This window comes from Actinosynnema sp. NPDC023794 (genome assembly GCF_040639675.1).
Taxonomy (GTDB): domain Bacteria; phylum Actinomycetota; class Actinomycetes; order Mycobacteriales; family Pseudonocardiaceae; genus Actinosynnema; species Actinosynnema luteola.
Map to the genome: position 1 here is coordinate 20,981 of NZ_JBFAFR010000018.1, position 22,382 is coordinate 43,362.

The 22,382-nt window shown below is 70.7% G+C and carries 23 protein-coding genes and 1 pseudogene; 12 read left to right on the forward strand and 12 right to left on the reverse strand.

Annotated elements, in window-relative coordinates; genetic code table 11:
- The first annotated feature begins 157 nt into the window (after window positions 1–157).
- Complete coding sequence (locus tag AB0H12_RS29630; RefSeq protein WP_499627258.1) at window positions 158–1,138, forward strand: pentapeptide repeat-containing protein; 981 nt, start codon at window positions 158–160, stop codon at window positions 1,136–1,138.
- Window positions 1,139–1,550: 412 nt separating this feature from the next.
- On the opposite strand, the gene AB0H12_RS29635 is transcribed toward AB0H12_RS29630, so the two are convergent.
- The 4 genes and pseudogenes from AB0H12_RS29635 to AB0H12_RS29650 all read right to left on the reverse strand — a co-directional run.
- Complete coding sequence (locus tag AB0H12_RS29635; protein WP_499627460.1) at window positions 1,551–2,807, reverse strand: IS701 family transposase; 1,257 nt, start codon at window positions 2,805–2,807, stop codon at window positions 1,551–1,553.
- Window positions 2,808–2,849: 42 nt separating this feature from the next.
- Window positions 2,850–3,590, reverse strand: coding sequence for a hypothetical protein (locus AB0H12_RS29640; protein WP_499627259.1), 741 nt, complete (start codon window positions 3,588–3,590; stop codon window positions 2,850–2,852).
- A gap of 195 nt (window positions 3,591–3,785) precedes the next feature.
- On the reverse strand, window positions 3,786–4,859 hold the full coding sequence (locus AB0H12_RS29645) for a diacylglycerol/lipid kinase family protein (protein WP_499627461.1): 1,074 nt from the start codon (window positions 4,857–4,859) through the stop codon (window positions 3,786–3,788).
- Window positions 4,860–4,895: 36 nt separating this feature from the next.
- A pseudogene (locus tag AB0H12_RS29650) lies at window positions 4,896–5,204 on the reverse strand (IS110 family transposase); the annotation flags it as partial.
- Window positions 5,205–5,219: 15 nt separating this feature from the next.
- On the opposite strand from AB0H12_RS29650, the gene AB0H12_RS29655 reads away from it, so the two are divergent.
- On the forward strand, window positions 5,220–5,555 hold the full coding sequence (locus AB0H12_RS29655; RefSeq protein ID WP_499627261.1) for a response regulator: 336 nt from the start codon (window positions 5,220–5,222) through the stop codon (window positions 5,553–5,555).
- A 99-nt stretch (window positions 5,556–5,654) separates the two neighbouring features.
- On the opposite strand, the gene AB0H12_RS29660 is transcribed toward AB0H12_RS29655, so the two are convergent.
- Window positions 5,655–6,779, reverse strand: a complete 1,125-nt coding sequence (locus AB0H12_RS29660) for a hypothetical protein (protein WP_499627263.1) — start codon at window positions 6,777–6,779, stop codon at window positions 5,655–5,657.
- 226 nt (window positions 6,780–7,005) lie between these two features.
- On the opposite strand from AB0H12_RS29660, the gene AB0H12_RS29665 reads away from it, so the two are divergent.
- A complete protein-coding gene (locus AB0H12_RS29665; RefSeq protein WP_499627265.1) occupies window positions 7,006–8,463 on the forward strand; it encodes a flavin-containing monooxygenase in 1,458 nt (485 codons plus the stop codon).
- Between the two features lie 77 nt (window positions 8,464–8,540).
- Entirely contained in the window at window positions 8,541–9,410 is an 870-nt protein-coding gene (locus tag AB0H12_RS29670) for an isocitrate lyase/PEP mutase family protein (RefSeq protein WP_499627267.1), read from the forward strand.
- A 7-nt stretch (window positions 9,411–9,417) separates the two neighbouring features.
- Here the strand turns inward: AB0H12_RS29670 and AB0H12_RS29675 are convergent, their stop codons facing one another.
- Window positions 9,418–9,654: a DUF6343 family protein gene (locus tag AB0H12_RS29675; protein WP_499627268.1), complete on the reverse strand. Its 237-nt coding sequence runs from the start codon at window positions 9,652–9,654 to the stop codon at window positions 9,418–9,420.
- Entirely contained in the window at window positions 9,651–9,992 is a 342-nt protein-coding gene (locus AB0H12_RS29680; protein ID WP_499627270.1) for a hypothetical protein, read from the reverse strand. Before AB0H12_RS29680 ends, AB0H12_RS29675 begins: the two co-directional genes overlap by 4 nt.
- A gap of 77 nt (window positions 9,993–10,069) precedes the next feature.
- Here AB0H12_RS29680 and AB0H12_RS29685 point away from each other — a divergent pair, with 77 nt between their 5' ends.
- From AB0H12_RS29685 to AB0H12_RS29700, 4 genes are read left to right on the forward strand one after another with little or no spacing between them, the layout of a single operon-like run.
- The gene (locus tag AB0H12_RS29685; RefSeq protein ID WP_499627271.1) at window positions 10,070–11,527 is read left to right on the forward strand and encodes an MFS transporter; all 1,458 of its coding nucleotides are present in this window, start codon (window positions 10,070–10,072) and stop codon (window positions 11,525–11,527) included.
- Between the two features lie 37 nt (window positions 11,528–11,564).
- Window positions 11,565–12,650, forward strand: coding sequence for a M20 family metallopeptidase (locus AB0H12_RS29690; RefSeq protein ID WP_499627273.1), 1,086 nt, complete (start codon window positions 11,565–11,567; stop codon window positions 12,648–12,650).
- A gap of 28 nt (window positions 12,651–12,678) precedes the next feature.
- Window positions 12,679–13,116: a metalloregulator ArsR/SmtB family transcription factor gene (locus AB0H12_RS29695; protein WP_499627274.1), complete on the forward strand. Its 438-nt coding sequence runs from the start codon at window positions 12,679–12,681 to the stop codon at window positions 13,114–13,116.
- Window positions 13,113–13,613 carry an SRPBCC family protein gene (locus AB0H12_RS29700; RefSeq protein WP_499627276.1) on the forward strand — a complete coding sequence of 167 codons (501 nt, stop codon included), beginning with the start codon at window positions 13,113–13,115 and terminating at the stop codon, window positions 13,611–13,613. Before AB0H12_RS29695 ends, AB0H12_RS29700 begins: the two co-directional genes overlap by 4 nt.
- Window positions 13,614–13,615: 2 nt before the next feature.
- On the opposite strand, the gene AB0H12_RS29705 is transcribed toward AB0H12_RS29700, so the two are convergent.
- The gene (locus AB0H12_RS29705; RefSeq protein ID WP_499627278.1) at window positions 13,616–13,963 is read right to left on the reverse strand and encodes a VOC family protein; all 348 of its coding nucleotides are present in this window, start codon (window positions 13,961–13,963) and stop codon (window positions 13,616–13,618) included.
- Window positions 13,964–13,989: 26 nt separating this feature from the next.
- Window positions 13,990–14,391: a MerR family transcriptional regulator gene (locus AB0H12_RS29710; protein ID WP_499627280.1), complete on the reverse strand. Its 402-nt coding sequence runs from the start codon at window positions 14,389–14,391 to the stop codon at window positions 13,990–13,992.
- A 67-nt stretch (window positions 14,392–14,458) separates the two neighbouring features.
- Between AB0H12_RS29710 and AB0H12_RS29715 the strand changes: the two genes are divergently transcribed.
- Window positions 14,459–15,022, forward strand: a complete 564-nt coding sequence (locus AB0H12_RS29715; protein WP_499627282.1) for a class I SAM-dependent methyltransferase — start codon at window positions 14,459–14,461, stop codon at window positions 15,020–15,022.
- Between the two features lie 209 nt (window positions 15,023–15,231).
- Window positions 15,232–15,636, forward strand: a complete 405-nt coding sequence (locus AB0H12_RS29720) for an STAS domain-containing protein (protein WP_499627284.1) — start codon at window positions 15,232–15,234, stop codon at window positions 15,634–15,636.
- A 111-nt stretch (window positions 15,637–15,747) separates the two neighbouring features.
- Here the strand turns inward: AB0H12_RS29720 and AB0H12_RS29725 are convergent, their stop codons facing one another.
- Together AB0H12_RS29725 and AB0H12_RS29730 are read right to left on the reverse strand one after the other, a co-directional pair.
- Window positions 15,748–16,449, reverse strand: coding sequence for a hypothetical protein (locus AB0H12_RS29725; RefSeq protein ID WP_499627286.1), 702 nt, complete (start codon window positions 16,447–16,449; stop codon window positions 15,748–15,750).
- Between the two features lie 60 nt (window positions 16,450–16,509).
- Window positions 16,510–17,277 carry an ATP-grasp domain-containing protein gene (locus AB0H12_RS29730; RefSeq protein ID WP_499627288.1) on the reverse strand — a complete coding sequence of 256 codons (768 nt, stop codon included), beginning with the start codon at window positions 17,275–17,277 and terminating at the stop codon, window positions 16,510–16,512.
- An 83-nt stretch (window positions 17,278–17,360) separates the two neighbouring features.
- Between AB0H12_RS29730 and AB0H12_RS29735 the strand changes: the two genes are divergently transcribed.
- A complete protein-coding gene (locus AB0H12_RS29735) occupies window positions 17,361–17,753 on the forward strand; it encodes a GNAT family N-acetyltransferase (RefSeq protein ID WP_499627289.1) in 393 nt (130 codons plus the stop codon).
- A gap of 73 nt (window positions 17,754–17,826) precedes the next feature.
- A complete protein-coding gene (locus tag AB0H12_RS29740) occupies window positions 17,827–20,097 on the forward strand; it encodes a catalase (RefSeq protein ID WP_499627291.1) in 2,271 nt (756 codons plus the stop codon).
- Window positions 20,098–20,145: 48 nt separating this feature from the next.
- On the opposite strand, the gene AB0H12_RS29745 is transcribed toward AB0H12_RS29740, so the two are convergent.
- The gene (locus AB0H12_RS29745; protein ID WP_499627292.1) at window positions 20,146–22,377 is read right to left on the reverse strand and encodes a PQQ-dependent sugar dehydrogenase; all 2,232 of its coding nucleotides are present in this window, start codon (window positions 22,375–22,377) and stop codon (window positions 20,146–20,148) included.
- Window positions 22,378–22,382: the final 5 nt, after the last annotated feature.

Sequence of the window (22,382 nt, forward strand, 5' to 3'; positions counted from 1 at the left end):
CGCTTGGTTGTGGCACCAGGCTCGAGGACTAGCCGAGCCCGAACTAGTAAGGGCGCAGGCTGAGGCCATACGAACCGGGCTAGCCGCAGCCGCCGGCACCGGTGCTGCGCTGGCGCTGCTGTTGGCTGTACGTCGGCAGCGGGCAACCGAGTACGGCTTGCAATTACAGAAGGAGACCATTGCCGACACTCGGTACGACTCCGCCGAAAAGCGGATCACCGAACTTCAGACCAGGGCCGTCGACCAGCTCGGCAGCGACAAGGCTGCGGTTCGACTTGGCGGATTGTACGCGTTGGAGCGCTTGGCCCAGAGCAGCCCTGAACACCGGCAGGCGATCGTAAACGTCGTCTGCGCCTACTTGCGGATGCCCGCTCCATTGGCCACCGGCACGAACGGCCACCAATCACCGCGCCAGCGTCGTGTAGTTGCTGGACGTCCACGTATGGGTACTGCTGCAAGCATGCGAAATCAGAATATCGGCGAAGAATGGCACGTTAGACAAGCATTCCAACAAGTTTTGAAAAGTCACCTGCAAAACCCGCGTGAGAAAAAATCCGAGCAAAGCGGAGGAGGCGACACTGCGTTCTGGACTGGCATCCGGGTCGATCTCTCGGGAGCCGTTCTCCTCGACTTCGACCTCGCTGGCTGCCGTGTGACTGAGGCGATTTTCTCCAGGGCAACCTTCCTCGGCCAGGCGCGGTTTGTAGGAATCAATATTACTGACCGGGCCTTGTTTGACACTGCGACCTTTACTGGCGAAGCCAACTTCGCCCATGCCACCTTCACGCACAATGTATTCTTCGACAACGCGGAATTTCAAGGTGATTGTTACTTTGGTGGAGCGGCACTCAACGGGCTTGTCGCCTCGTTCGAAAATGTAACCTTTTGCTTCCATCCGCGGTTCTGGGGAACTCAATTCAAAGCGCATCCAATGGGTCTGGTCAATGTCGACCGCAGTAAGCAGGGAAGTCCTGCCAAGTGGTCGCCAGTAGGGTGGAAGGGTGGCGACGACAAGCTGAAGCTCGTAAGCGTCAAGCAGTTGCCCACGCTCACCGAAGAGGAGAAGCGATTCATGGTTGACGGTGTGACGCGGTCCGCGACTCCCGACGCGAAGGACCTGAAGGGCACCGACTCTTAATCAGTTTGTCAAGCGGCGGCGGTAAGGGGGTATGGCTTGGTAGGGCCGGTCGTCGCGCAACGGTGTCCACATGGCGTTGACTCGTCGGCGGGCGATGGCGAGCACGGCTTGGGGTGTGGTGGTTTGCCTTCGGCGCGTTTGCGCAGGAATTCTGCGGTGTCGCGAGCGCCATTCGGTCTCGGCACAGTTGAGCCTTTCTGATTCGACAACGGAGTGCGGCTGGTGGTTGTTTACGATGCCTTCGCCCCACGCGAGTCGGCAGGCTGCGGTGCCCTAGTAGGACTTCGTTAGGTGCTGTTGAGCTGGGGCTTTGTCGGGCTGCTTGTGGCCTGGACGGGTTGCCGGCAGGTGTGGCAGCGGCCGGTCCAGACCGCGAGTGAGTGTTGGAGGTGGCGCAGGACGGCGTAGAGCGTCAGTCCCGCGCAGGGGCTTTTGGGGTGCGGCGGAGCTTGGTGCAGATCGCTTGGGCGAGGGAGGCGAGGGTGACGTGGCGGTGCCATCCGAGCCAGCTGCGGCCTTCGAAGTGGTCCAGGCCGAGGCCGTCTTTGAGTTCGCGGTAGTCGTGCTCGATGCGCCAGCGGATCTTGGCGATCCTGACCAGGTCGCGCAGCCGGATGTCGGGTGGGAGGGTGGACAGCCAGTAGTCGGTGGGCTCGGCGGCGTCGGTGGGCCATTCCGCGAGCAGCCAGCACTCCGGGAGACTGCCGTCGGCGTTCTTCGGGATGTGCCGGTTGGCCGGACGCACCCGCAACGCCACGAACCGCGACCGCATCCGCCCGGTGGGGTTGGCCGGGCTCTTGTGGGAGCCGTAGCGCCAGACGACGAATTTCCCGGCCGACCGGCCCACGGCCGTCACCAGCGTCTTCAGGTCGGCGGGCGGGTCGGGGTAGCGGGGTTCGGGCCGACGGCCGGTCCCGCCGTAGGCGGGCGTGACCGGCGCCGCCGAGCCGGGATGCGCGGTGGCGATCGGGTTGACCGCCACCGCGTAGGTCAGTCCGCGGTCGGTGAGCCCTTGACGGAAGCCGGAAGCGTCGCCGTAGCCGGCGTCGGCGACCACGGGCCGAGCGGGCAGGCCCCACTCGGTGAGTTCGTCGATCATGTCCAAGGCCAGGCGCCACGTCTCCCGGTGCCGTTGGTCGTCCGGGATCGCGCACCGTTGCCGCCTGCGCCGGGCTTCGGCGGCCTGGTCCGGGGTGGCGGCCTTGCGGTCGTCCCAGGACTCGGGCAGGAACAACCGCCAGTCCAGCGCCGCCGACGCCCAGTCCGTCACCGCGTGCACGCTCACCCCGACCTGGCAGTTCGCGCGCTTGCCCAACGCCCCGCAGTACATCCGCGCCACCCCGGGCGAAGAGTGTCCGTCCTTGGGGAACGCGGTGTCGTCCACCACCCACGCGTCCGGATCGACGAAGTCCCGCGCCCACAACGCCAACCGCCGACGCACCTCGACGTGATCCCACGTCGAGGTCGTGACGAACTGCTGCAACTGCTGGTGATCCACCCCGAGACGCTCGCCCATCGGCTGCATCGACTTGCGCTTGCCGTCCAACAACAGGCCACGCAGATACAGCTCGCCCTTCGCCCGCTGATCACGCCGGGCGAACCCACCGAACATGCCGGCAGCGAAGTCCTCGATCACCGGGCGAACCAGCGCCATCTCCTCCGGCCTCACCGCCATAGAAGATCACACCACCGACACACCCCCACACTCGACCTAACGAAGTCCTACTAGGCGCCAGCCCGACGCACCGCGGGCGAGCCAGTGGTTCATCACGTCGGTGAGGTAGTCGAGCATGGCAGGGTGGAAGTGGTTGAGCGCCACGAGGTCCAAGGGCTTGTCGACGTAGGCAATGGGGTGGCTGCCGTGCTGGCCGCCACGTCGCGGGGCGGTCACATGCCGGGCGGCTTGGGGAACTTGACGAAGATCTTCGTCACCTTGTCCGGGATCGACGGTGGCTCGATCATTTTCGGACTCGAAATAGTTCCCGGCTTCGGTTGCATGGACATGGACGCCGGTCGGGCCGACGTAACCCTGGCCCAGGGTATAGCGGATGTCGCCGTTGCTGTCGGCATAGGCCATGGCGCTTTGGCTCCATTGCCCGTCGCGGTTGACGATGACCGCGCCGTCCAGGTAGTCGTCCTTGGCGTCCCCCAGGGCGGAGCCCTCGGTTGCGTTGGTGGGCGGCAAGGGGGCCGGTACGACCGCGCACGTGCCCTGTGGGGTGTCCTTCGGGCTTAGCGTGCTGACCCCATACTCACCCTTGCCGCTGGCCGGGTCGAACTTGATGATGCAGACCGCTATCTGCAAGGTCGAGGCGATCTCCCGGTCTGCGGCGACGAACAGGGGCACCTGCTGCTCGTCGTCAGTCGGTGCGGCGGTGACGGTGGACGGGCCGACGGCGGTCACGGTCATCACCGCGGCGAACGTCATCGTCAGAAGCTGACGGCGCATCACGATCACTCCCTGTTGTCGAGCGGGCGACGGGCCTCGTCGGATACCCACCACCGGGTACGGGGGACCGCCCCGCCCACCGATCCGCCCACTCGGTGACCTGTTGCTCGAAAGGACTCAGACACAGCACTCTCGCGGTCGCCCGGAATGCTGATCACAGCCGGCGATCGGACAGCTTCCGGGACGGGGTCGGCGAGTTCATGCCGGCACCTTGACGACGAGCGCTCCGGGGTCCACCTCGACCTTCAGCGTCCTGGTTGTCCCGCAGACTTCTCCGTCGACCTCGAACGGCTTGGTGCGGTTGCCGCGCAACTCCAGGCGTCGGAACCGGAACCGTTCCACCGCCGGTCCGTCCACCCGGCGGGAGCCGATCAGGCGTCCCGCCGTGACGAGCCACCCCCTGGTGTGCACGTCGCGCAGCAACGCCAGGTCCAGGAGACCGTCGGTGGGATCCGCCTCCGGCAGGAGGGAAACCCCGCCCTGCAAAGCGCCGATGTTGCCGACGACCGCCCCCAGGACGCGGCGGGTCAGCCACGGGCCGTCGTCCAACCGGACAGCCACCCGAACGGCTCCCGACCTCAGACCCCTGAGGACCGCCGGCAAGTATGCGGGCCATCCCAGGAGGCGCTTCATCCTGGGCGAGGTGTCACGGACCATCTCCGCGTCCAGGCCGATCCCGCCCATGCCGATGAAAGGGCGTCCGTCCAGCAGTCCCATGTCGACGCGGCGGTCCGCCCCGTCGAACGCCGACGCGACGGAGTCTTCCACCGCGCTGCCGATCCCCAGGTTCCGGGCCACGAGGTTGCCCGTGCCGATCGGCACGATGCCCATCGCCACCCCGGTGTGCGCCAACCCGGCGGCCACCGCGTTGACCGTGCCGTCCCCGCCACACGCCAGGACCAGGTGCGGGTGGTCGCGCAGGGCGAGTGCCGTCACCCCCGTCCCGGCATCGTCACGGGTGGTCTCGAACCACTGGGGCTCGCACCAGCCGCGGTCCCGGGCGGTACGGGATACCAGGTCCCGAAATCCGGAGTGATCCACTACGGCGACCGGGTGAACGACCACCGCCACACGAAGCCCGTCACGCCTTGGATCCACCCGAACCGCCTTCACGAGGTCGACACCGGACCGGATGCCCTGCGACAGGCGAACGTACACGTGGGTCACGACACGCAAAGCGCTGCGGACCCGGCCGGGTCGATCCACAGTCGCGCCCGTGTCGCCGGCGCGGATGCGGCAGGTGCCACAGGGGTGTCCGACCGGACTGAGCATTGCTCTACCAGCGGCGATGACTCTTGAGCGGCACAGGATGCCGGTGAGCAGGCTGCGGATGCGGTTGGAGATGCGGGTGGCCTCGGCGGCCAGGTCGTCGTCGAAGCCGACCAGGACGCCGAGTTCGGCCAGGGTGTCGTCGCCGATGTCGACCGCTCGGAGCGTGTGGGGCAGGGTGCGGGCGGCGTCGGCGTCGGCGTCGGCGATGACGTGGGCGTTGCGGGCGTCGGTCTTGGCGGTGACGGGGTGGAGGTCGGCGATGCGGCGCATGGCCAGGCCCGGCAGGTAGGCGACCCGGTGGCCGGCCGCGCGGGCGACCGCGACGGGCAGGGCGCCGGCCGCAGCGGCCAGGGTCACCGCGTGACCAACACGATGGGCTCGTCTGCCATCGACCGCGACGTGGTGCTGGACGAGCTGCTCGTCGAGGACCGCCCAGGAGACGCTCTCACAATCACCGAAACCCTGGCCGAGATCGACGTGCGGCTGCACACCGTCCGCGACACCGGGCACGAGTCGCCGCTGCGCGGCGTGCACCGCTACGTCAGACCGGACTTGGCCCTGTCCATCAGGACACCGAGGCGCTGTCCAGTTCCCATTGGCGCGACCGACGACGACTTGATCGTCGGGTGGTGTCCAGCCCAGTCGCAGCGGTTCTCGGTGAGCGCCAGCCGGGCGTGGTGTGCATGCGGTTGGTGACACGGCTTCACTGGTGAGGTCGGGTGCCGCTCTTGGAATTGCGGGATGGTGCGCTTGCGGAAAAGCGGCGCAAATCCCCTTCGGCCGCCCGCCGGGGGGTCAGGTGGGTTTGCGGACCAAGCCGGTGTAGGCGGCGATAGCGAGAGTGGTAAGGGCCCACAGCAGTGCCTGGAAACCCCAGAGTGCGTAGGTGAACGCCTGGCCGCGTCGGGTGGCGGTGTCGAGGTCACAGCGTGCGCGCAGCCCCGTCGCGCCTAAGGGGAGGCCACGGTCGATGCCCAGCCCGAGCAGTTCGGCGGTTGAGCAGGGCGTGCCTGGTAGGGACGGGGAGACGCGTTCGGCGGCGTGGTGGCCGGGGCGGGTTGGAGTCTGGCCGGCGACGTAAGCGGTGCCGCTGGCCAGAGTCAGGACCACGAACAGCGCGATGATCAGGCGATGGGCACGGTAGCCGTAACGGCCCAGCAACCCCCAGGCCCGATGCCTCCACCGCCCGACCCGGCCGCCGAGGGCATCGGGGTCGCGGCGACGCAGATCGTCCTGCTGGGCAACGAGGACAGCGCGGGCGTTGCCGTCGTGCCCCGCCACCCGCTCCACTGCGGCCAGCTGCTGGAACGGCTGAGGCAGGTAGTCCGGGGTGTGATGGACCAGCAAGTGCAGCCACTGCCGCCATGACACGTCTCCGAGCCGGGAGAACACGAGGTCGCGCACCTCGAGTTGCCGGCTACCGTCCGGGCAGCCCTGGCGATCCAACCCGGCCAGGGCCTGACGGCACACCGTCGTCATCGGCAGGACCAGAAGGCCGTCCACTCGCAGTTCGTCCAGGGCCATCAGCGGACCTGAGTCGTTGTCCAGTCGCGTGTCCACCACACCGAACTGCCCGCCGATGTGCGCGCCGGACAGCTGCACCGCGCCTTCCTCGCCGGTGCCGTACACCGTGGCTTCGCGCAGAAACAAGTCATGCTCGGTACGCAGGTTATGGGCGAGCAGAGCGGGGCCGCTGTCGTTGGTAATCTCCATCTGGTCGACGACCATTTGATCACCGCTGCGGACACCAAGTAGCCTCACCGCGCCTTTCTCGCCGGCGCCGCGTGCGGTGCTTCTGTACAGGAATATGGTGCGGTCGGCGCGTAGATCGTCGGCGTGGAGAGCGGGGCCGCTGTCGTTGGTGATCACCGTCTGATCGACGATCACCTGACCGCCGATGCGGGCACCGGACAGTTGCACCGCGCTGTGTTCACCTGTGCCACGGACCGTGGCTTCGCACGTCCCAGGAGGAGCACGACAACGCGTTGCGCTTCGACTTCCCGATGTTCTCGGTGCCGGTCACGGCCGACGTGATCGCCGCCCTGTCCTGACTTCGCCCTGGTCCGCGGAAGACAGCACTGGGCACCGCCGTCCGCGACAGGGATGATGGGCGGGGCCGGTGTGCCGATCGGGGGGAGTGGCGGCGATGAGAGCGTGTGTCGTGGGAGCCGGGCCGGCGGGGATCGTCACGGCCAAGGTGTTGCTGGAGCACGGCTTCGACGTCACGGTCTTCGACAAGTACGAGCGGGTCGGTGGGATCTGGTCGCCGGGTGGTTGCTACGACGGCTTGTCCAACCAGTCGGCGCTGCGCCTCTTCGAGTTCGCGGACCTCGCCAACCGCCTGCGCTTCGCCAGTTCGGTGGACAGCCAGCGCTACCTGGAGGACTACGCGCGGACGTTCGGCGTGCTCGACCACCTCCGCCCGGGCACCGAGGTGACCTCGATCCGGCCGGTCGACGGGCCGGGGCGGGTCGGGGCCTCCGGGTGGCTGGTCGACCACCGCCCGGTCGGGGACGAGGGCGCGCCGGTCCGTCGCGACACGTTCGACCACGTCGTCGTCGCCAGCGGAGCGCACCACCACGTGCACGTGCCCGACCTGCCCGGGCGCGAGTCGTTCCCCGGGACCGTGCTGCACGCCAACGAAGTGCGGTCCGGGACGTTCACCGGCAGGCGCGTGGTCGTCGTGGGCGGCGGCAAGTCCGCGTTGGACCTGGCCACCCGCGCGGCACGCGAGGCGGCCTCGGCCACGCTCGTGCAGCGCAGGGTCAACTGGATGATCCCCGAACGGCTCCTGCTCGGCACGGTCGGCTACCGGTGGATCCTGTTCACCCGCCTCGGCGAGGCGCTCCTGCCGCGCTACCACGACCCGGCCTGCGTCCGCCCGATCGACCGCCTCGACGACCGGGTCAAGCGGGTACTGTGGCGGCTCATCACCCGCGACATGCTGATCTCCGCCGGGTTCACCCGACTGCCGGAGCGGCTGCGACCGACCCGACCGCTGCCCTTCCACCTGGCCCACGCCGGCGTCATGCCACGGGGTTACGTGCGGGCCGTCCGCCGAGGCCGGCTCACCGCCGAGGTCAGCGCGGTGGAGGCCTACACCGACCAGGGCCTGCGCCTGGCGACCGGCCGGGAGGTGGCGGCGGACGTCATCGTGTTCGCCACCGGCCACCGCCGGGTCTTCCCTTTCCTCGACCTGCGGGTGCACGACGACGCCGGGCGGCTGCGGCTGTACCGGGGCATCGTGCCGCCCAGCGTCGACCGGCTGGGGTTCGTCGGGTTCCGCCAGATCTTCAACAACATCATGGGCGTGGAGCTCACCGCGCACTGGTTGGCCGGCCACTTCCTGGGCACGCTGCGCGCCACCCCGGACGAACGGGGGATGCACGGGGCCATCGACGCCCGCCTCGCCTGGCAGGAACGGGTGCTCCCGGGCACCGGCGGCTACGACTACGGTCCCTACGACATCCACTCCGCGGACGAGCTCATGCACGACATGGGCCTGCCGTCCCGTCGCACCGGCAACGTCCTGGCCGAGTACCTGCTCCCCGGCGGAGTCGCCCACCGCTACCGGGGCCTGACGGCGAGCCGCGAGCCGCGGTGAACTCGCGCCCGGGCCGAGTGGATCTCATCCTTCCGATATCTCGACCCGGTTCGGCGGGGCCGCCTACGGTTCGTCGCATGGCTTACGGCAAGGCACTGCGCGAGGCCGTCGCGGCTCCCGGGACGACGCCGCTGATCGGCGTGTTCGACATGCTGTCGGCCTCGATCGCGGCCCGGCACTACGACGGGCTGTTCGTCTCCGGCTTCGGCTTCTCCGCCTCGCACTACGGCCTGCCCGACGTCGGCTTCATCGCCTGGCCGGACGTGGTCGGGTTCGTGCAGCGGCTGCGCCTGGCGCTGCCGGACAAGCACCTGCTGGTCGACATCGACGACGGGTACACCGATCCCGAGGTGGCCTGCCAGGTGGTTCGCGCCCTGGAGCAGGTCGGCGCGTCCGGCGTGATCCTGGAGGACCAGCAGCGACCACGCCGGTGCGGGCACGTCGAGGGCAAGCGGGTGCTGCCGCTGGAGCAGTACCTGGAGAAGCTGGACCTCGTGCTGCGGACGAGGACCGACCTGGTCGTCGTGGCGCGGACCGACGCCACCGACGAGGACGAGATGCTGCGCCGGGCCGCCGCGTTCGCCGAGACGGACGCCGAGGTGGTCCTGGTCGAGGGCATGCCGTCGGTCGACGTGATCCGCCGGGTCCGGCGGGCGGTGGGCGGCAAGGCGCTGCTGTTCAACCAGATCGCGGGCGGCCGGTCGCCGAAGCTGTCGCTCGGCGAGCTGACCGGGCTGGGCGTCGACGTGGCGATCTACAGCACGCCGTGCCTGTTCGCCGCGCACGCGGCCATCGAGGACGCGATGGTGCGGCTGAAGGACCGCGACGGCGTGCTGCCGGACGACTCGATCGAGGTCGCCGAGTCGCAAGCCCTGCTGGAGCACAACATCAGCCGCCACCACCACGTGCCCGCGCCGCGCGCGTCGCGACCCGCCGTGACCCGCTGAGACCGGGTCAGCCCGGGTCGCCGCGCCGCTTGCGGTGCACCACCCAGCCGAAGTCGACGATCAGCCCGACCACGATCACCAGGAGCAGCACCGCCAGCCACGTCAGGCCGGCGCGCACGCACAGCACGGCGGCCACCCCGTTGAACACGACGCCGAACCCGGCCAGCCACAACCGCAGGGTCAACGCGCTGCGCGGCGGCGCCGGTGGCGGCAGGTCGTCGTCCGGGTGACCGCGCCCGGTCACGTCCGCCACTCCTCCTGCCACCCGTGGTGCGTGTCGTAAGCCGCGGCCAGCAGCAGGAGCACGGACCGGTCGGACCCGCCCTCGACCTCCGCGCGCAACCACCGCGCCTTCTCCTCGAACGGCACCGGCACGCGCTCGTCGGCGGTGCGCGCCTCGCCGGGCACGATCAGCAGCTCACGGCCGTCGTCGGACCGCAGGATCGCCAGCCGTCCCCGGCGCTCGGCCTCGTCCAGCAGCGGCAGCTCCTCGCGCGCCAGCCGCTCGGCGTCCTCGTCCAGCCGGTCCAGCACGAACCGGCGCAGGTCCACGTCCGACAGTCGGTTCGGCTCCACGTCCATGCCCAGGGGGTATCCAGTCCGACCCGGGCCACACGTCGTGGCGTGCGGGTGATCGTGCGGGGAGGTAGGAAGGAGTGATGACCAGGGCGAATGATCCGGACCCGCGCCGGTGGAAGGCGCTCGCGGTCACGCTCGTCGCCGGGTTCATGAGCCTGCTCGACGTGAGCATCGTGTCCGTCGCCCTGCCGTCCATCCAGCACGGCCTCGGCACCACCCCGGCGGGCGTGCAGTGGGTCGTCTCGGGCTACGCGCTGGCGTTCGGCCTGACCCTGGTGCCCGCCGGGCGCCTGGGTGACGCGATCGGCCGGCGGACCGTGTTCCTGGGTGCGTTGGGCGGCTTCGTGCTGTTCAGCGCGTTGGCCGGGCTCGCGCCGACCACGGAGGTGCTGGTCGTGGCGCGGCTCGCCCAGGGCATCTCGGCGGGCGCGCTGGCCCCGCAGAACTCGGCGTTGATCCAGCAGTTGTTCCGGGGCGCGGAACGGGGCCGGGCGTTCGGGCTCTTCGGCTCCACGGTCGGCATCTCCACGGCCGTCGGGCCGGTGGTCGGCGGCGTCATCCTGGCCGTGGCCGGCGAGGACGAGGGCTGGCGGTGGATCTTCTACGTCAACGTGCCGATCGGCCTGGTCGCGCTGGTGCTCGCGGCACGCCTGCTGCCGCCGGCCCGCGGTGGCCCGCGCGGCCACCTCGACCTGGTCGGCGCGGCCCTGCTCGGCACCGGCGTGCTGGCGGTGATGCTGCCGCTGGTGCTGGCCGAAGCGGGTGGGCTGGCGCGGCTGTGGTGGCTGTTCGGGCTCGGGGCGGCGTTGCTGGTGCTGTTCGTGCGGTGGGAACGGCAGGTCGCCGCGCGTGGCCGCGGCCCGATGCTCGACATCGCCCTGTTCACCGGCACGCCCGGTTACGGCACGGGCGCGTTGCTCGGGACGGTCTACTTCATCGGGTTCGCCGGGATCTGGCTCGTGTTCGCGCTGTACTTCCAGACCGGCCTCGGTTACACGCCGTTGCAGTCGGGGCTGGCCGTGACGCCGTTCGCGGTCGGGTCCGCGGCGTCCGCGGTGGTCGGCGGGCGGTTGGTGGAGCGGTGGGGGCGGAAGCTGACCGTCACCGGGTTGACCATGGTGGTGGCCGGCCTCGCGGTGACGGCCGTGGTGCTGCGGTTCGCGCCGCCGCACGTGGCCGGGTGGGCGGTCGCGCCCGCGTTGCTGGTGGCGGGCATCGGCGGCGGGTGGGTGATCTCGCCGAACACCACGCTGACGTTGCGGCACGTGCCGGTGTCGATGGCGGGTGCGGCCGGTGGGGCGTTGCAGACCGGGCAGCGCATCGGCGCGGCGATCGGCACCGCGGCGTTGACCGGCGTGTTCTACCTGGTGCTGACCTCGTCCGGGTGGGACTTCCCGGTCGCGGTGTCGGTCGCGGTCGGCGGTGCGACGGTGGCGGTGTCGCTGGCCCTGGTGGTGGCGATCGTCGAGCTGCGGGCCCGACCCCGTTGTCCGTCCGCTGTGGAGGGTGCGGAGCAGGCGGTCCCGGACGTGCCGTGAACCGTGCGGACCCGGGTGGTCGGGGCAGGATGGCGGGATGGACCTGCTACCGCTGACCGAACAGCTGCTCGGCATCCGCTCGACCGCCGACCGCCCCGACGACCTGCGCCGGGCGTTGGAGTTCGTGCTGGACGTGGTCGGGCCCGGGTTCACCGTGGAGCGGTTCGAGTCGGGTGGCAAACCGAGCGCGCTCGTCTACCCCGGTGAACGCCGGCCGCACTTCCGGGTGATCTTCAACGCCCACTTGGACGTGGTGCCGGGCGCGGACGAGCAGTTCCGGCCGCGTCGGGACGGGGACCGGCTCATCAGCCGGGGTGCGCAGGACATGAAGCTGTCCGCGCTCGTGCTGGCGTCGGTGTTCCGGGACGTGGCCGGGCGGCTGCCGTACCCCATCGGGCTCCAGCTGGTGACCGACGAGGAGGTAGGCGGGCGCAACGGCACGCTGCACCAGTTGGAACAGGGCGTGACGGGGTCGTTCGTGGTGATCGGGGAGCACAGCGCGCTGCGCGTCGTGGCCGAGTCGAAGGGCCTGGCCACCGTGCGGCTGCACGCGGTGGGACGTGCGGCGCACAGCGCGTACCAGTGGCTCGGTGACAACGCGTTGGTGAAGGTGATGCGCGCGGTGGACGGAGTGCTCGCCGCGTACCCGGTGGCGGGGGAGGAGGAGTGGCGGACCACGGTGAACGTCGCCCGCATCTCGTCCGGGAACCAGGCGCTCAACCAGGTGCCCGCCGACGCGACCGCGTGGCTGGACGTCCGCTTCCCTCCCGAGGACGACGACTTCACCGGCCGCTCGCGAGAGGAGGTCGCCGCGCACTTCACCGCGTTGTGCCCGCCCGGCGTCACGGCCGCGGTCGACCACGTCGAGCCGCCGCACCGGGCCGACCCGGACGGCCCGGACCTGCTGGCGCTGCAGCGCGCCGCCCGTGCCCAGGGGTACTCGGGCGACCTGCTGCGCAAGCACGGCGCGGCCGACTCCCGGTTCTACTCCCAGCGCGGCATCGACGCGGTGATCTTCGGCGTCGGCGGTGACGGGCAGCACGGGCCGGACGAGCACGCCGACCTGACCACGGTCGAGCCGTACCGGCGGGCGTTGATCGCGTTCCTGGAGGGCATTGCCTAACGTGTAACCCAGTGGTTACGCTTCAGGGGTGGACGAGGTGGCGGGTGCGATCGCCGACCGCGTACGGCGGGAGATCCTGGAGATGCTGCGTGCCGACGCGCGGCTGTCGGCCGGGCAGATCGCCGAGCGGTTCGCGATCAGCCGTCCGGCCGTGAGCAGGCACCTGCGGGTGCTGCGGGAGAGCGGGTTGGTGCGCGACGAGCTGGTGGGCCGACAGCGGTTCTACGTGCTGGACGCCTCCCGGCTGACGCCGCTCGCGCGCTGGCTGGCCGACTTCGGCGTGCTCGACCGGCCCCTGGGGTGGGCACACCGCCTCGACGCGCTGGAAACCGAGGTCTACCGCACCCGCCGGGAACGCCGCGCCGACCGGCCCGGCGTGGACGGACCGCCTGCCGACCGGTCGCGCGCTGACTACCCGTCCGCCGATGGATCCCCTGCCGACGAATCGAAGGAGCACACCGCATGACCCCCACCCCCACCGGTCGGCTGGTCCGCACTGACGCGGGCAGCGACCTGGTGCTCACCCGGACGTTCCGCGCGCTCGCCGACGACGTGTGGGCGAGCCTGACCGAGCCCGAGCGCACCGCCCGGTGGTTCGGCCCGTGGGAGGGCGAGGCCGCTCCGGGGCGCGCGGTGAAGGTGCAGATGGTGTTCGAGGAGCAGGAGCCGTGGATGGAGGTCCGCATCGACGTCTGCGACCCGCCCCGGCGGCTGGCGATGTCGATGGTGGACGAGGCCGGCACGTGGCGGATGGAGCTGCTGCTGTCCGAAGTGGATGGTGTGACCGAGTTGAGCCTCGTGCACCACCTGTCGACCGAGGAGGGCATCGGCGAGGTCGGCCCGGGGTGGGAGTACTACCTGGACATGCTGGTCGCCTCCCGCGCCGGCGCGCCGCTGCCCGCCTTCGACGACTACTACCCGTCCCAGAAGGAGTACTTCGATGGCCTGACCACCGCCGAATGACGTCAGCTCCTCTCCGTGACCACCACGCAGAACAGGTTGCCCTCCGTGTCGGCCAGCACCACGAAGTCGGCTCCCGGCGGATAGGTCCACGGCACGCGCACGGCGCCGAGCCCGATCAGCCGCTCGACCTCGGCCCGCAGTTCGGCCTCGTCGGCGACGTGCAGGTCGAGGTGCGTCCGGTCGTCCTCGTCCAGCGTGATGGTCGGCCCGTTGCCGTCCTTCGGGGCCAGGACCGGGCTCTCGTCGCCGATCGGGCCGTTGACCAGGTCGTAGCCGAGGGTTCGGGTCCAGAACTCCGCCGCGCGGCGGACGTCCGCGACCTTCAGGACCACGCTTCCGAGGTGCGTCATCGGTCCATTGTCGGCGATGGGCCGCGTCAGTCGGGGATGCGGGCGGCGACCTTGGCCTGGAAGTCCGGGCACGCGGTGATGTCCTCGGCGTCGCACCCCATCGCGTGTTCCAGCACCGACAGCGACGCCTGGAGCGCGGCGATCCGCTCGGCCAGCCGGTCGTGGTGCTCGCGGTAGAGCGCGCGGCGGGCCGGGCGGTCGGCGGTGGCGGCGAACAGCAGCCGGATCTGGTCCAGGCCGAGCCCGGCGTCCTTGGCGAGCAGGATCATAGCGATCCGAGCCTCGTCCGCCGGCCCGTACCGCCGCCGACCGTTCGCGTGGCGGCGCGGGTCGAGCAGGCCCACGTCCTCCCAGTGCCGCAGCACGTGCGTCGCCAGCCCGAACCGGTCGGCCAGCGCGCCGATCGACATCTCCTCGCTTGACTTCATGTCGACATGAAGTTGCACAGTCGGTGGTGTTGTCAACCACCGTCGTCTGTCGCGTCCAGGAGCTCCCGTGTCCGACTACCCGCAGGCCGGCTACTTCGACCGGAAGCGCAGTGCGTCCTACGAGCGTCGGGCGACCCGCCTGCTGGGAGGCCTGTACCGGCTGGTCGCCTCCGACGTCGCCGCGCTCGCGCCGCCCGGCGCCGTGGTGCTCGACGTCGGCACCGGTCCCGGACGGCTCCCGCACGCGGTGGCGGCCCGGCGTGCGGACCTGGTGCTGGGCGGCGTCGACCTGTCCGCCGACATGGTGGACATCGCCAACGCCCGTGCGGGCGCTTCGTCGTCGCGCATCACGTTCCAGGTAGCCGATGTGGCGTCGCTGCCGTACTCGGACGGCAGCGTGGACGTGGTCGTTTCGACGTTGAGCATGCACGAGTGGCCGGACCAGCGGCGTGCGGTGGCCGAGCTGGGGCGCGTGCTGCGACCCGGCGGCGTCGTGCTGGTGTACGACTTCCGCTTCGCCCGGTTCGACCGCGAGTCGTTCTCGGGGTTCGTCGATGTCCGCCGTGTCCCCGTGCGGCCGAAGTGGTGGCCGGCGGCGCTGTTCGCCAAGATCACCGCCTCCGGGGGATGACCCGTCTGCCATCACCCGTTCGAGGGGTTCCCGAAGCGTGCCGAAGTCGGGCTCTCCCGGTGGGCGGCCTGCACTGCTGCGGGGAGGTGCGGTGGCCGCTGGTGTGCCGTTGAGCTGCGGATTTGGGTGGGTGCGAGTACGGTCGGAGAACGCAGCGGGTTGACTCCACCAGTCACTGCCTTCTTCGACCCCCGAGGAGGCTGCGGGCCGTGCTAACCGAACCTTTCAGCCACTCGTTCAGGGTGGACCGCGAAGTCCACGGCTACGCCGTCGTGGTCCGCGTCGTCGGCGAGGTCGACGCGATGACCGTCTGCGGGCTGAAACACCAGATCGCGATCAGCCTGGCCCTGGCCACCCCGCCCGCCCCGGTCGTCGTGGATCTCAGCGAGGTGGACTTCTTCGCCGCCGCGGGCTTGAACGAACTCCACCGGGGTCACTTGGCGGCCCAGGCGGCCGGCGTGCCACTGCGCGTGGTCGCCAGCCACCGTCACGTCCTGCGACCGTTCGAGATCAGCGGCCTGGACCAGGAGATCACGCCGTGCTCGACGCTGGCCGAAGCCTTGGTGGTCCGCGCCCCGAGGGGCGTCCGACGTTTCGCCCTGCCCGCCACCTGACCCGGTGTCACCGGCGCGCCCGATCCGCCCCCTCCACGGCAGCCCTGCCACACCAACGGTCATGGCACACCGCTCCGCGCTCAGCGATCGGTGGTGATGGGTGTGGGTCGGTCAGCCCAGGGTGCTCACGTAGGCCAGGGCGCCCAGGGCCGGAACGGTGGTGAGGGTGAGCAGGACCGACTTGCGGGTTGGCCTGGGGCCGTCGAACGCCTGGCGGACGCCGAGTGGCACGAAGGCCGCGCACAGGCCCGCTACCGCGATCACCGAGGTGATCTCGGTGCCCTTCAGCACGCCCAACGGCAGCAGGCACATCGCGGCCAGGGCGGTGGCGCGGGCCAAGCCGAGCACACCGCTGCGGTAGGCGCCGAACGCCAGCACGAGCCAGCCGGACAGGATGGTGAACGAGAGGAAGCTGAACAGGTGCACGTCCTGGTAGGACTGGCTGACGAGGTCGGCCGCGAACGCCGCGCCCTGCCGTCGGACCACGCCGTGCGCGGCCTGGTCGATGCCCGCGTGGAACGTCCGTTCGAACAGGCCCACGAGCACCAGCGCGGCACCCCACGTCGCCAACACCGGACGCGTTCGCCCGATCCGGTGCGCCAACGCGATCACCGCGGGTGCGAGCAGCACGGTCCCGGCGAGCACCAGGGTGTGCGCCGCGGTCATCCGGGCAGGCTGCTCCGCCACGGCGACCAACTGCTGGGGGAAGAAGTAGTGGAACGGCCAGCGCAGCAGCGTCCCCACGAGCAGCAGCACCGGACCGAGGATCATCGCGCCGGCTCCTGCCCACCGGCCGGGGAATGGTGAGGTCATGGGGTAGACGATCGCAACGGTGGCTTGGGGGCGAATCGGTCCGGGGTCCGGAGTTCCGGGTCAGACCACGGTCCGATGCGGTCGCACGAACGGGTGGTCGGACACCGCCACGTCACCGATCGGCCCCGCCGCGCGCAGCACCACGTCGAGCGCCCGCGCCGGATCGGACATGTAGACCTGGCTGAACCACGCCATGTTCGCCTCCACCACGACCACCGCCGCACGAGGGTCGTCCGGTGGACCGGTCAGCCCCACGTCCACCACGACCGCGCCGGGCAGCCCGGGCAACGAGGCCGCGAACGCGCGCACCCGTGCCGCCGACGCGCACGAGTCGAGCGGCGCCGGGTCCAACCGGCCCCACGTCGCGTACCGCGAGCCCGCGCGCACCTCCCCGTCCAGCAGGAACAGCCGGAACTCGGCGGCGAACCCGACCACCTCGCTCACCAGCACGGCCGTGTCGTCGGGCAGGTCCGCGGGCAACTCACCACCGTGCTCGTACACCCGTGCGGGGAAGCTCTTGCTCGACGGCGGCTTCACGAACGCCCGACCGGACCGGACGCGGGCCTCACCCAGGGTCGTCGCACGGATCCGGCGGCCGACCAACTCCCGCGGCAGCCCGGGGAGCCAGTCGTCGGCCGGTTCGAGCAGCCCGAGGCCCAGCTCCGCGGCGACGCGGTCGGCGAACAACGGCCCGCCGCAGTAGTGCACCGGCCCCGCCGGAACGGCCGACACCGCGGACACGACGGCCAGCCCACGATCGACCGCCGCACGGGCGAGCGGACCGATGGTGGGCAACACCAGGGGAGGCACGAACAGGGAACCGGTCATGGTGCGCACATGGTGCGGCCCGCCGGCCGATCCGTCGAACGATTACCCGCCCTCGGCACGTCCCGGGTCCGTAGGATTCGCGGATGATCGACTACGAGTGGCGCGGCACGTTCGAGAACCAGGAGATCAACGCACTGCACGCGGAAGGGTTCGGCCACCGGATGCTGGACGACGACTGGTGGGGCCAGGTCACCCGGCACAGCCTGGGCTGGGTCACCGCACGCCGCGACGACGCCCTGGTCGGGTTCGTCAACGTCGCCTGGGACGGCGCGGTGCACGCCTTCGTCCTCGACGCCCTCGTCACCGCAACCGCGCGCCGTCAGGGCGTCGGACGACAACTCGTCGCGACGGCCGTGGACGGCGCGCGAGCCGCCGGCTGCGAGTGGCTGCACGTCGACTTCGACGACCACCTCGAGCCGTTCTACTTCGACAGCTGCGGTTTCCGACCCACCAAGGCGGGTCTCATCGCGCTCTGAACAACCGGGGAAGCCGCGTGTAGGTCGCTCCACCACGGGTAGTCGGCGTGAGACTGCCGACGAGGAGGAGCACGTGGACGCGTTCAAACCGGCCAAGGTCGTGAAGGAAGCCCTGGACAAGGCCGTGGAGAAGGTCGCCGACCTGGTCACGCCGCCCGTCCCCGGCACGCCGGGCAGCGCGCCGCCCCCGCTGGACCCGCCGGACGAGCCGCAGGGGCCGCTGCCGCGCAAACCGGACCAGGCCTCCCCCCGGACGCGGACCGCGACCGGCGCGGAGACCGGCGCCGCGGCGGATACCAGAGAGCAGCAGGGCGAGTACCTGACCACGTCGACCGGCGCGCGCCTGTACGACACCGACCACTCGCTCAAGGCGGGCGCGCGCGGACCGACACTGCTGCAGGACCACCACCTGCGCGAGAAGATCACCCACTTCGACCACGAACGCATCCCCGAACGGGTGGTTCACGCGCGAGGCGCGGGCGTCCACGGCGTGTTCGTGGGCTACGGCAACGCCACGAACGTGTGCAGGGCCGGTTTCCTGGCCGAAGGCGTGACCACCCCGGTCTTCACCCGGTTCTCCACGGTCGTGGGTTCACGCGGCTCAGCCGACACGGTGCGTGACACCCGGGGCTTCGCCACGAAGTTCTACACCGCCGAGGGAACCTTCGACCTGGTCGCCAACAACATCCCGGTGTTCTTCATCCAGGACGGCATCAAGTTCCCGGACATCATCCACGCCGCCAAGCCGCACCCGGACCGGGAGATCCCCCAGGCGCAGAGCGCGCACGACACGTTCTGGGACTTCGTCTCCACCCACACCGAGGCCACCCACCACGTGATGTGGCACATGTCCGACCGGGCCGTGCCGCGGTCCTTCCGGATGATGGAGGGCTTCGGCGTCCACACGTTCCGCCTGGTCAACGCCGAGGGGAGGACGTCGCTGGCCAAGTTCCACTGGAAGCCGAAGCTCGGCGTGCACTCCCTGCTGTGGGAGGAGGCGCAGTTGATCGCGGGCGTCGACCCCGACTTCCACCGGCGGGACCTGTTCGACGCGATCGAGTCCGGCGCGTTCCCGCAGTGGGAGCTGGGCATCCAGGTCTTCCCGGACACCCCCGAGCAGACCTTCGAGGGCATCGACCTGCTCGACTCGACCAAGATCGTGCCGGAGGAGCTGGCGCCGGTCCAGGCGATCGGCATGCTCACGCTCAACCGCAACACCACCAACTTCTTCGCCGAGACCGAGCAGGTCGCCTTCCACGTCGGCCACCTGCCGCCGGGCATCGACGTGACCGACGACCCGCTGCTGCACGCGCGCCTGTTCTCCTACATCGACACGCAGCTCAGCAGGCTCGGCGGCCCGAACTTCAACCAGATCCCGATCAACCGCCCGCACGCCCCGGTCAACGACATGCTGCGCGACGGCTTCCACCAGCACGCCGTGCACAGCGGCGCGGCGCCGTACAAGCCGAACACCCTCGACGGCGGCTGCCCGTTCATGGCGGGCCTGGAGACCGGCGCGTACGTCGAGTTCCCGGTCCCGGTGGCCGAAGGGGTCAAGGAGCGCCGCGCGCCCGCGTCGTTCGCCGACCACTTCACCCAGCCCCGGCTGTTCTACCGGAGCCTGAGCCCGGTGGAGAAGGAGCACCTGGTGCGGGCGTTCACGTTCGAGCTGGGCAAGTGCTACGAGCAGGCGATCAAGGAACGCGAGCTGCGCGTGCTCGCCAACGTGGACGCCGAGCTGTGCGCCTTGGTGGCCGCCGGTCTCGGGCTGCCCGCGCCGGAGGCGACCGAGCCCGCGCCCGAGGTCACGCCCAGCCCGGCGGTGTCCCAGATCGGGCAGGTGTGGCCGACGGAGGGCCGGTTGATCGGGATCGTGGTGGACGCCGACGACCCGGCGAGCCTCGACGGCCTGAACACCCTGCGCCAGGCGATCAGCGCGGGCGGCATGGTGCCGTTGATCATCGCCGCGCGCGGCGGGCAGTTGGCGGACGGGCTGGTGGCGCAGCGGACGTTCCTCACCGCCCGCTCGGTCGAGTTCGACGCGTTGCTGCTGGCCGCCGCGCCGCCGCCCGCCCCGGACGCGATCCCCGCACGTGACGACAAGGCCGGCGCCCCCGCCGTCACCGTCGACCCGCGCGTGGTGCTGATGGTCCAGGAGTGCTACCGGCACGCGAAGGCGATCGGCGTGTGGGGCGCGGGCCAGACGGCGCTGCTGGAGGCCGGGTGCGAGGCCGACGACCCCGGCATCGTGGTCGACGACACCCCGGCGGCCGTGTTCGAGCAGGTCCAGGAGCTGCTCGGCACGCACCGCGTGTGGGACCGGTTCCCCGCGACCATCGCCTGACCCGACGACGACCGGCCGCGGACGGGTGTCCGCGGCCGGTCGGTCACGTCAGCAGAGGCAGAGCGTGTAGTTCGCCTGGTACGTCGTCGCGGTCCCGGGCGCGGTCACGTTGTGCGTCTGCGCCCCGCCGTCGGACCAGCTGCTGTACCGGTAGCGGAACACCAGCGCGCCGCCTTGCGGGCTCGGCGCGCTGATCGAGTTGTTCGACCCGACGATCACCGTGCGGGTGAACGGTGTGGTCTGCGCCGTGCCGCCGACGCTGAGCTGCAATCCGCTCGGGTTCGACGTGAACGTCAGCGCCACCGTCCGCGGGTCGAGCTTCGTCGTGGTGCTCTTGGTGCGCCCCGACGAGTCCGTGGCGGTCAGCGTGAGGTCCAGGTACGACGGGTATTCGTGGTCGGGCGCGATGAACGAGCCCGACGCCACGCCCGACCAGTTCTGCACCACGTGCTCGTGGCACGAGCCGCCGGTCGCGCAGTGCTGGATGCTCAACTTCCAGCTCAACGCGGACGCGGGCAGCGCGCCGTCCTGCGGGTCGGTCGCGTGGCCGGCGAACGGCACCTGCTGACCCACCGACCAGTTCAGCGGCGCGGTCGGCGTGTCGATCACCGGCACGGGGTCCTCCGCGACCGGTGTGCCGACCGTGACGGTGACCGATGCGGTGCCCGACGCGCCGGACTGGTCGGTCACCCTGAGCCCGACGGTGACCGCGCCTTGCGTGGTGTAGGTGCGCGTCGGGGTGGCGGAGGTGGAGTCGTCGTACTGGCCGTCGCCGTCGAGGTCCCAGGCGTAGGTCAACGTGTCGCCCGGGTCCGGGTCGGTCGAGCCGGTTCCGCTGAACTGCACGGCCAGCGGCGCGGCCCCGGACTGCGGGGTGGCCGTGGCGACGGCGGTCGGCGCCCGGTTGCCGGTCGGGTAGGAGACCCGGCGCAACTGGCCCGCGCCCAGCGCGATGTAGAACAGGTCGCCACCGGGGCCGGTGGCGATCTGCACCGGCACGTTCACCCCGGTCACGAACGGCACCAGCTTGGTCGGGTCCGGCTGGCCGGCGGTCGTCTGCATGGCCCAGATGCAGCCGCGCGAGCTGTCGGCGAAGAACAGCGCGCCGTCGTAGGCGGGCGGGTAGTTGCTGCCGGACTCGAACGCGATGCCGGAGATCGACGACCCGCCGGTGGGGCACGGGTCGGTCGCGACGACCTTCGCCGAGTGGTTGTAGGCGTAGTACGGCGTGGTCTGGCCCGCTCCCGTGTACAACGACTCGCAGAGGGTCAGGTTCGCGCCGTCGTACCCGCCTTGGCGCGCCGAACCCTCGTAGCACGGCCAGCCGAAGTTCTCCGCCGTGGCGTCGTTCACGTCGGCGATCCGGTTGACCTCCTCCCAGGTGTTCCAGCCGACGTCGCCCGCCCACAGCTCCTCGGTGCCGGGCCGGAACGCGAAGCGGAACTGGTTGCGGAAGCCGTGGGCGATCACGCGCTTGGCGTTGGCGTCGGCGTTGCCCGCGAACGGGTTGCCGGGCAGTCCCGCGCCCGTGTCGGGGTCGATGCGGACGATCGTGCCGTCGAGGCTCACCGGCTCGCCCGCCGGGCGGCGGATCGACTGGGCGCGCAGGGCGCCGCCACGCGCGGTCGGCGCGGTGAGGTTCGTGCCGGCGGGCGACGGCGGGTCGGCGCACGGGTTGCCGACCTGGCCGTAGTCGGTGAAGTTGAAACTCGCGCCGTCACCGCCGCCGACGTACAGGCCGCCGTCGGGGCCGAAGACGACCGTGCCGAGGGAGTGGCTCGGGTACTGCTGGCACCAGTCGGTGACCAGCGGCTGCTCGGCGGTCATCGTGCCGCCGGCGCCCATGGTCAGCTTGGAGACCCGGCCGGTCACGACGCAGCCCTGGTCGGTGGCGCCGGGCGGGGTCGGGCACTGGTCGCCCCAGCGCGGGTGCGTGCCGCCGGGCGCGGCGTCGTAGGTGTAGGCGACGTAGACGTAGGGGCGGGCCGGGAACTGCGGGTCGACGGCCAGGCCGAGCAGGCCGCGGTCCCAGAAGTCCTGCGTCTGCGGTCGGAGGTCGGCGAACACGGTCGCGGTGGTGTCGGCGAGCGAGTCGAAGACCTTGACCAGGCCGCTCTTCTCGGCGATGAACACGCGGCCGTCCGGCGCGAACGAGACGGCGGTGGGCGTGGTGAGACCACCGATGGCGAGGGTGTCGGTGAAGCCCGTCGGCACGGCGGCGGAGGCCGTCGGCGGGAGTGCCGCCGTGGTGGCGGCGACCATGACAGTCGCGGCGGCCATGGCGG

What these genes read in the sequence shown, in the direction of transcription:
- AB0H12_RS29670 (WP_499627267.1), top strand. Translation starts at nt 8,541, where the DNA reads ATGGCTTACGGCAAGGCACTGCGCGAGGCCGTCGCGGCTCCCGGGACG.
- AB0H12_RS29685 (WP_499627271.1), top strand. Translation starts at nt 10,070, where the DNA reads ATGACCAGGGCGAATGATCCGGACCCGCGCCGGTGGAAGGCGCTCGCG.
- AB0H12_RS29690 (WP_499627273.1), top strand. Translation starts at nt 11,565, where the DNA reads ATGGACCTGCTACCGCTGACCGAACAGCTGCTCGGCATCCGCTCGACC.
- AB0H12_RS29710 (WP_499627280.1), bottom strand. Translation starts at nt 14,391, where the DNA reads ATGAAGTCAAGCGAGGAGATGTCGATCGGCGCGCTGGCCGACCGGTTC.
- AB0H12_RS29700 (WP_499627276.1), top strand. Translation starts at nt 13,113, where the DNA reads ATGACCCCCACCCCCACCGGTCGGCTGGTCCGCACTGACGCGGGCAGC.
- AB0H12_RS29665 (WP_499627265.1), top strand. Translation starts at nt 7,006, where the DNA reads ATGAGAGCGTGTGTCGTGGGAGCCGGGCCGGCGGGGATCGTCACGGCC.
- AB0H12_RS29745 (WP_499627292.1), bottom strand. Translation starts at nt 22,377, where the DNA reads ATGGCCGCCGCGACTGTCATGGTCGCCGCCACCACGGCGGCACTCCCG.
- AB0H12_RS29705 (WP_499627278.1), bottom strand. Translation starts at nt 13,963, where the DNA reads ATGACGCACCTCGGAAGCGTGGTCCTGAAGGTCGCGGACGTCCGCCGC.
- AB0H12_RS29730 (WP_499627288.1), bottom strand. Translation starts at nt 17,277, where the DNA reads ATGACCGGTTCCCTGTTCGTGCCTCCCCTGGTGTTGCCCACCATCGGT.
- AB0H12_RS29735 (WP_499627289.1), top strand. Translation starts at nt 17,361, where the DNA reads ATGATCGACTACGAGTGGCGCGGCACGTTCGAGAACCAGGAGATCAAC.
- AB0H12_RS29645 (WP_499627461.1), bottom strand. Translation starts at nt 4,859, where the DNA reads ATGCTCAGTCCGGTCGGACACCCCTGTGGCACCTGCCGCATCCGCGCC.
- AB0H12_RS29725 (WP_499627286.1), bottom strand. Translation starts at nt 16,449, where the DNA reads ATGACCTCACCATTCCCCGGCCGGTGGGCAGGAGCCGGCGCGATGATC.
- AB0H12_RS29680 (WP_499627270.1), bottom strand. Translation starts at nt 9,992, where the DNA reads ATGGACGTGGAGCCGAACCGACTGTCGGACGTGGACCTGCGCCGGTTC.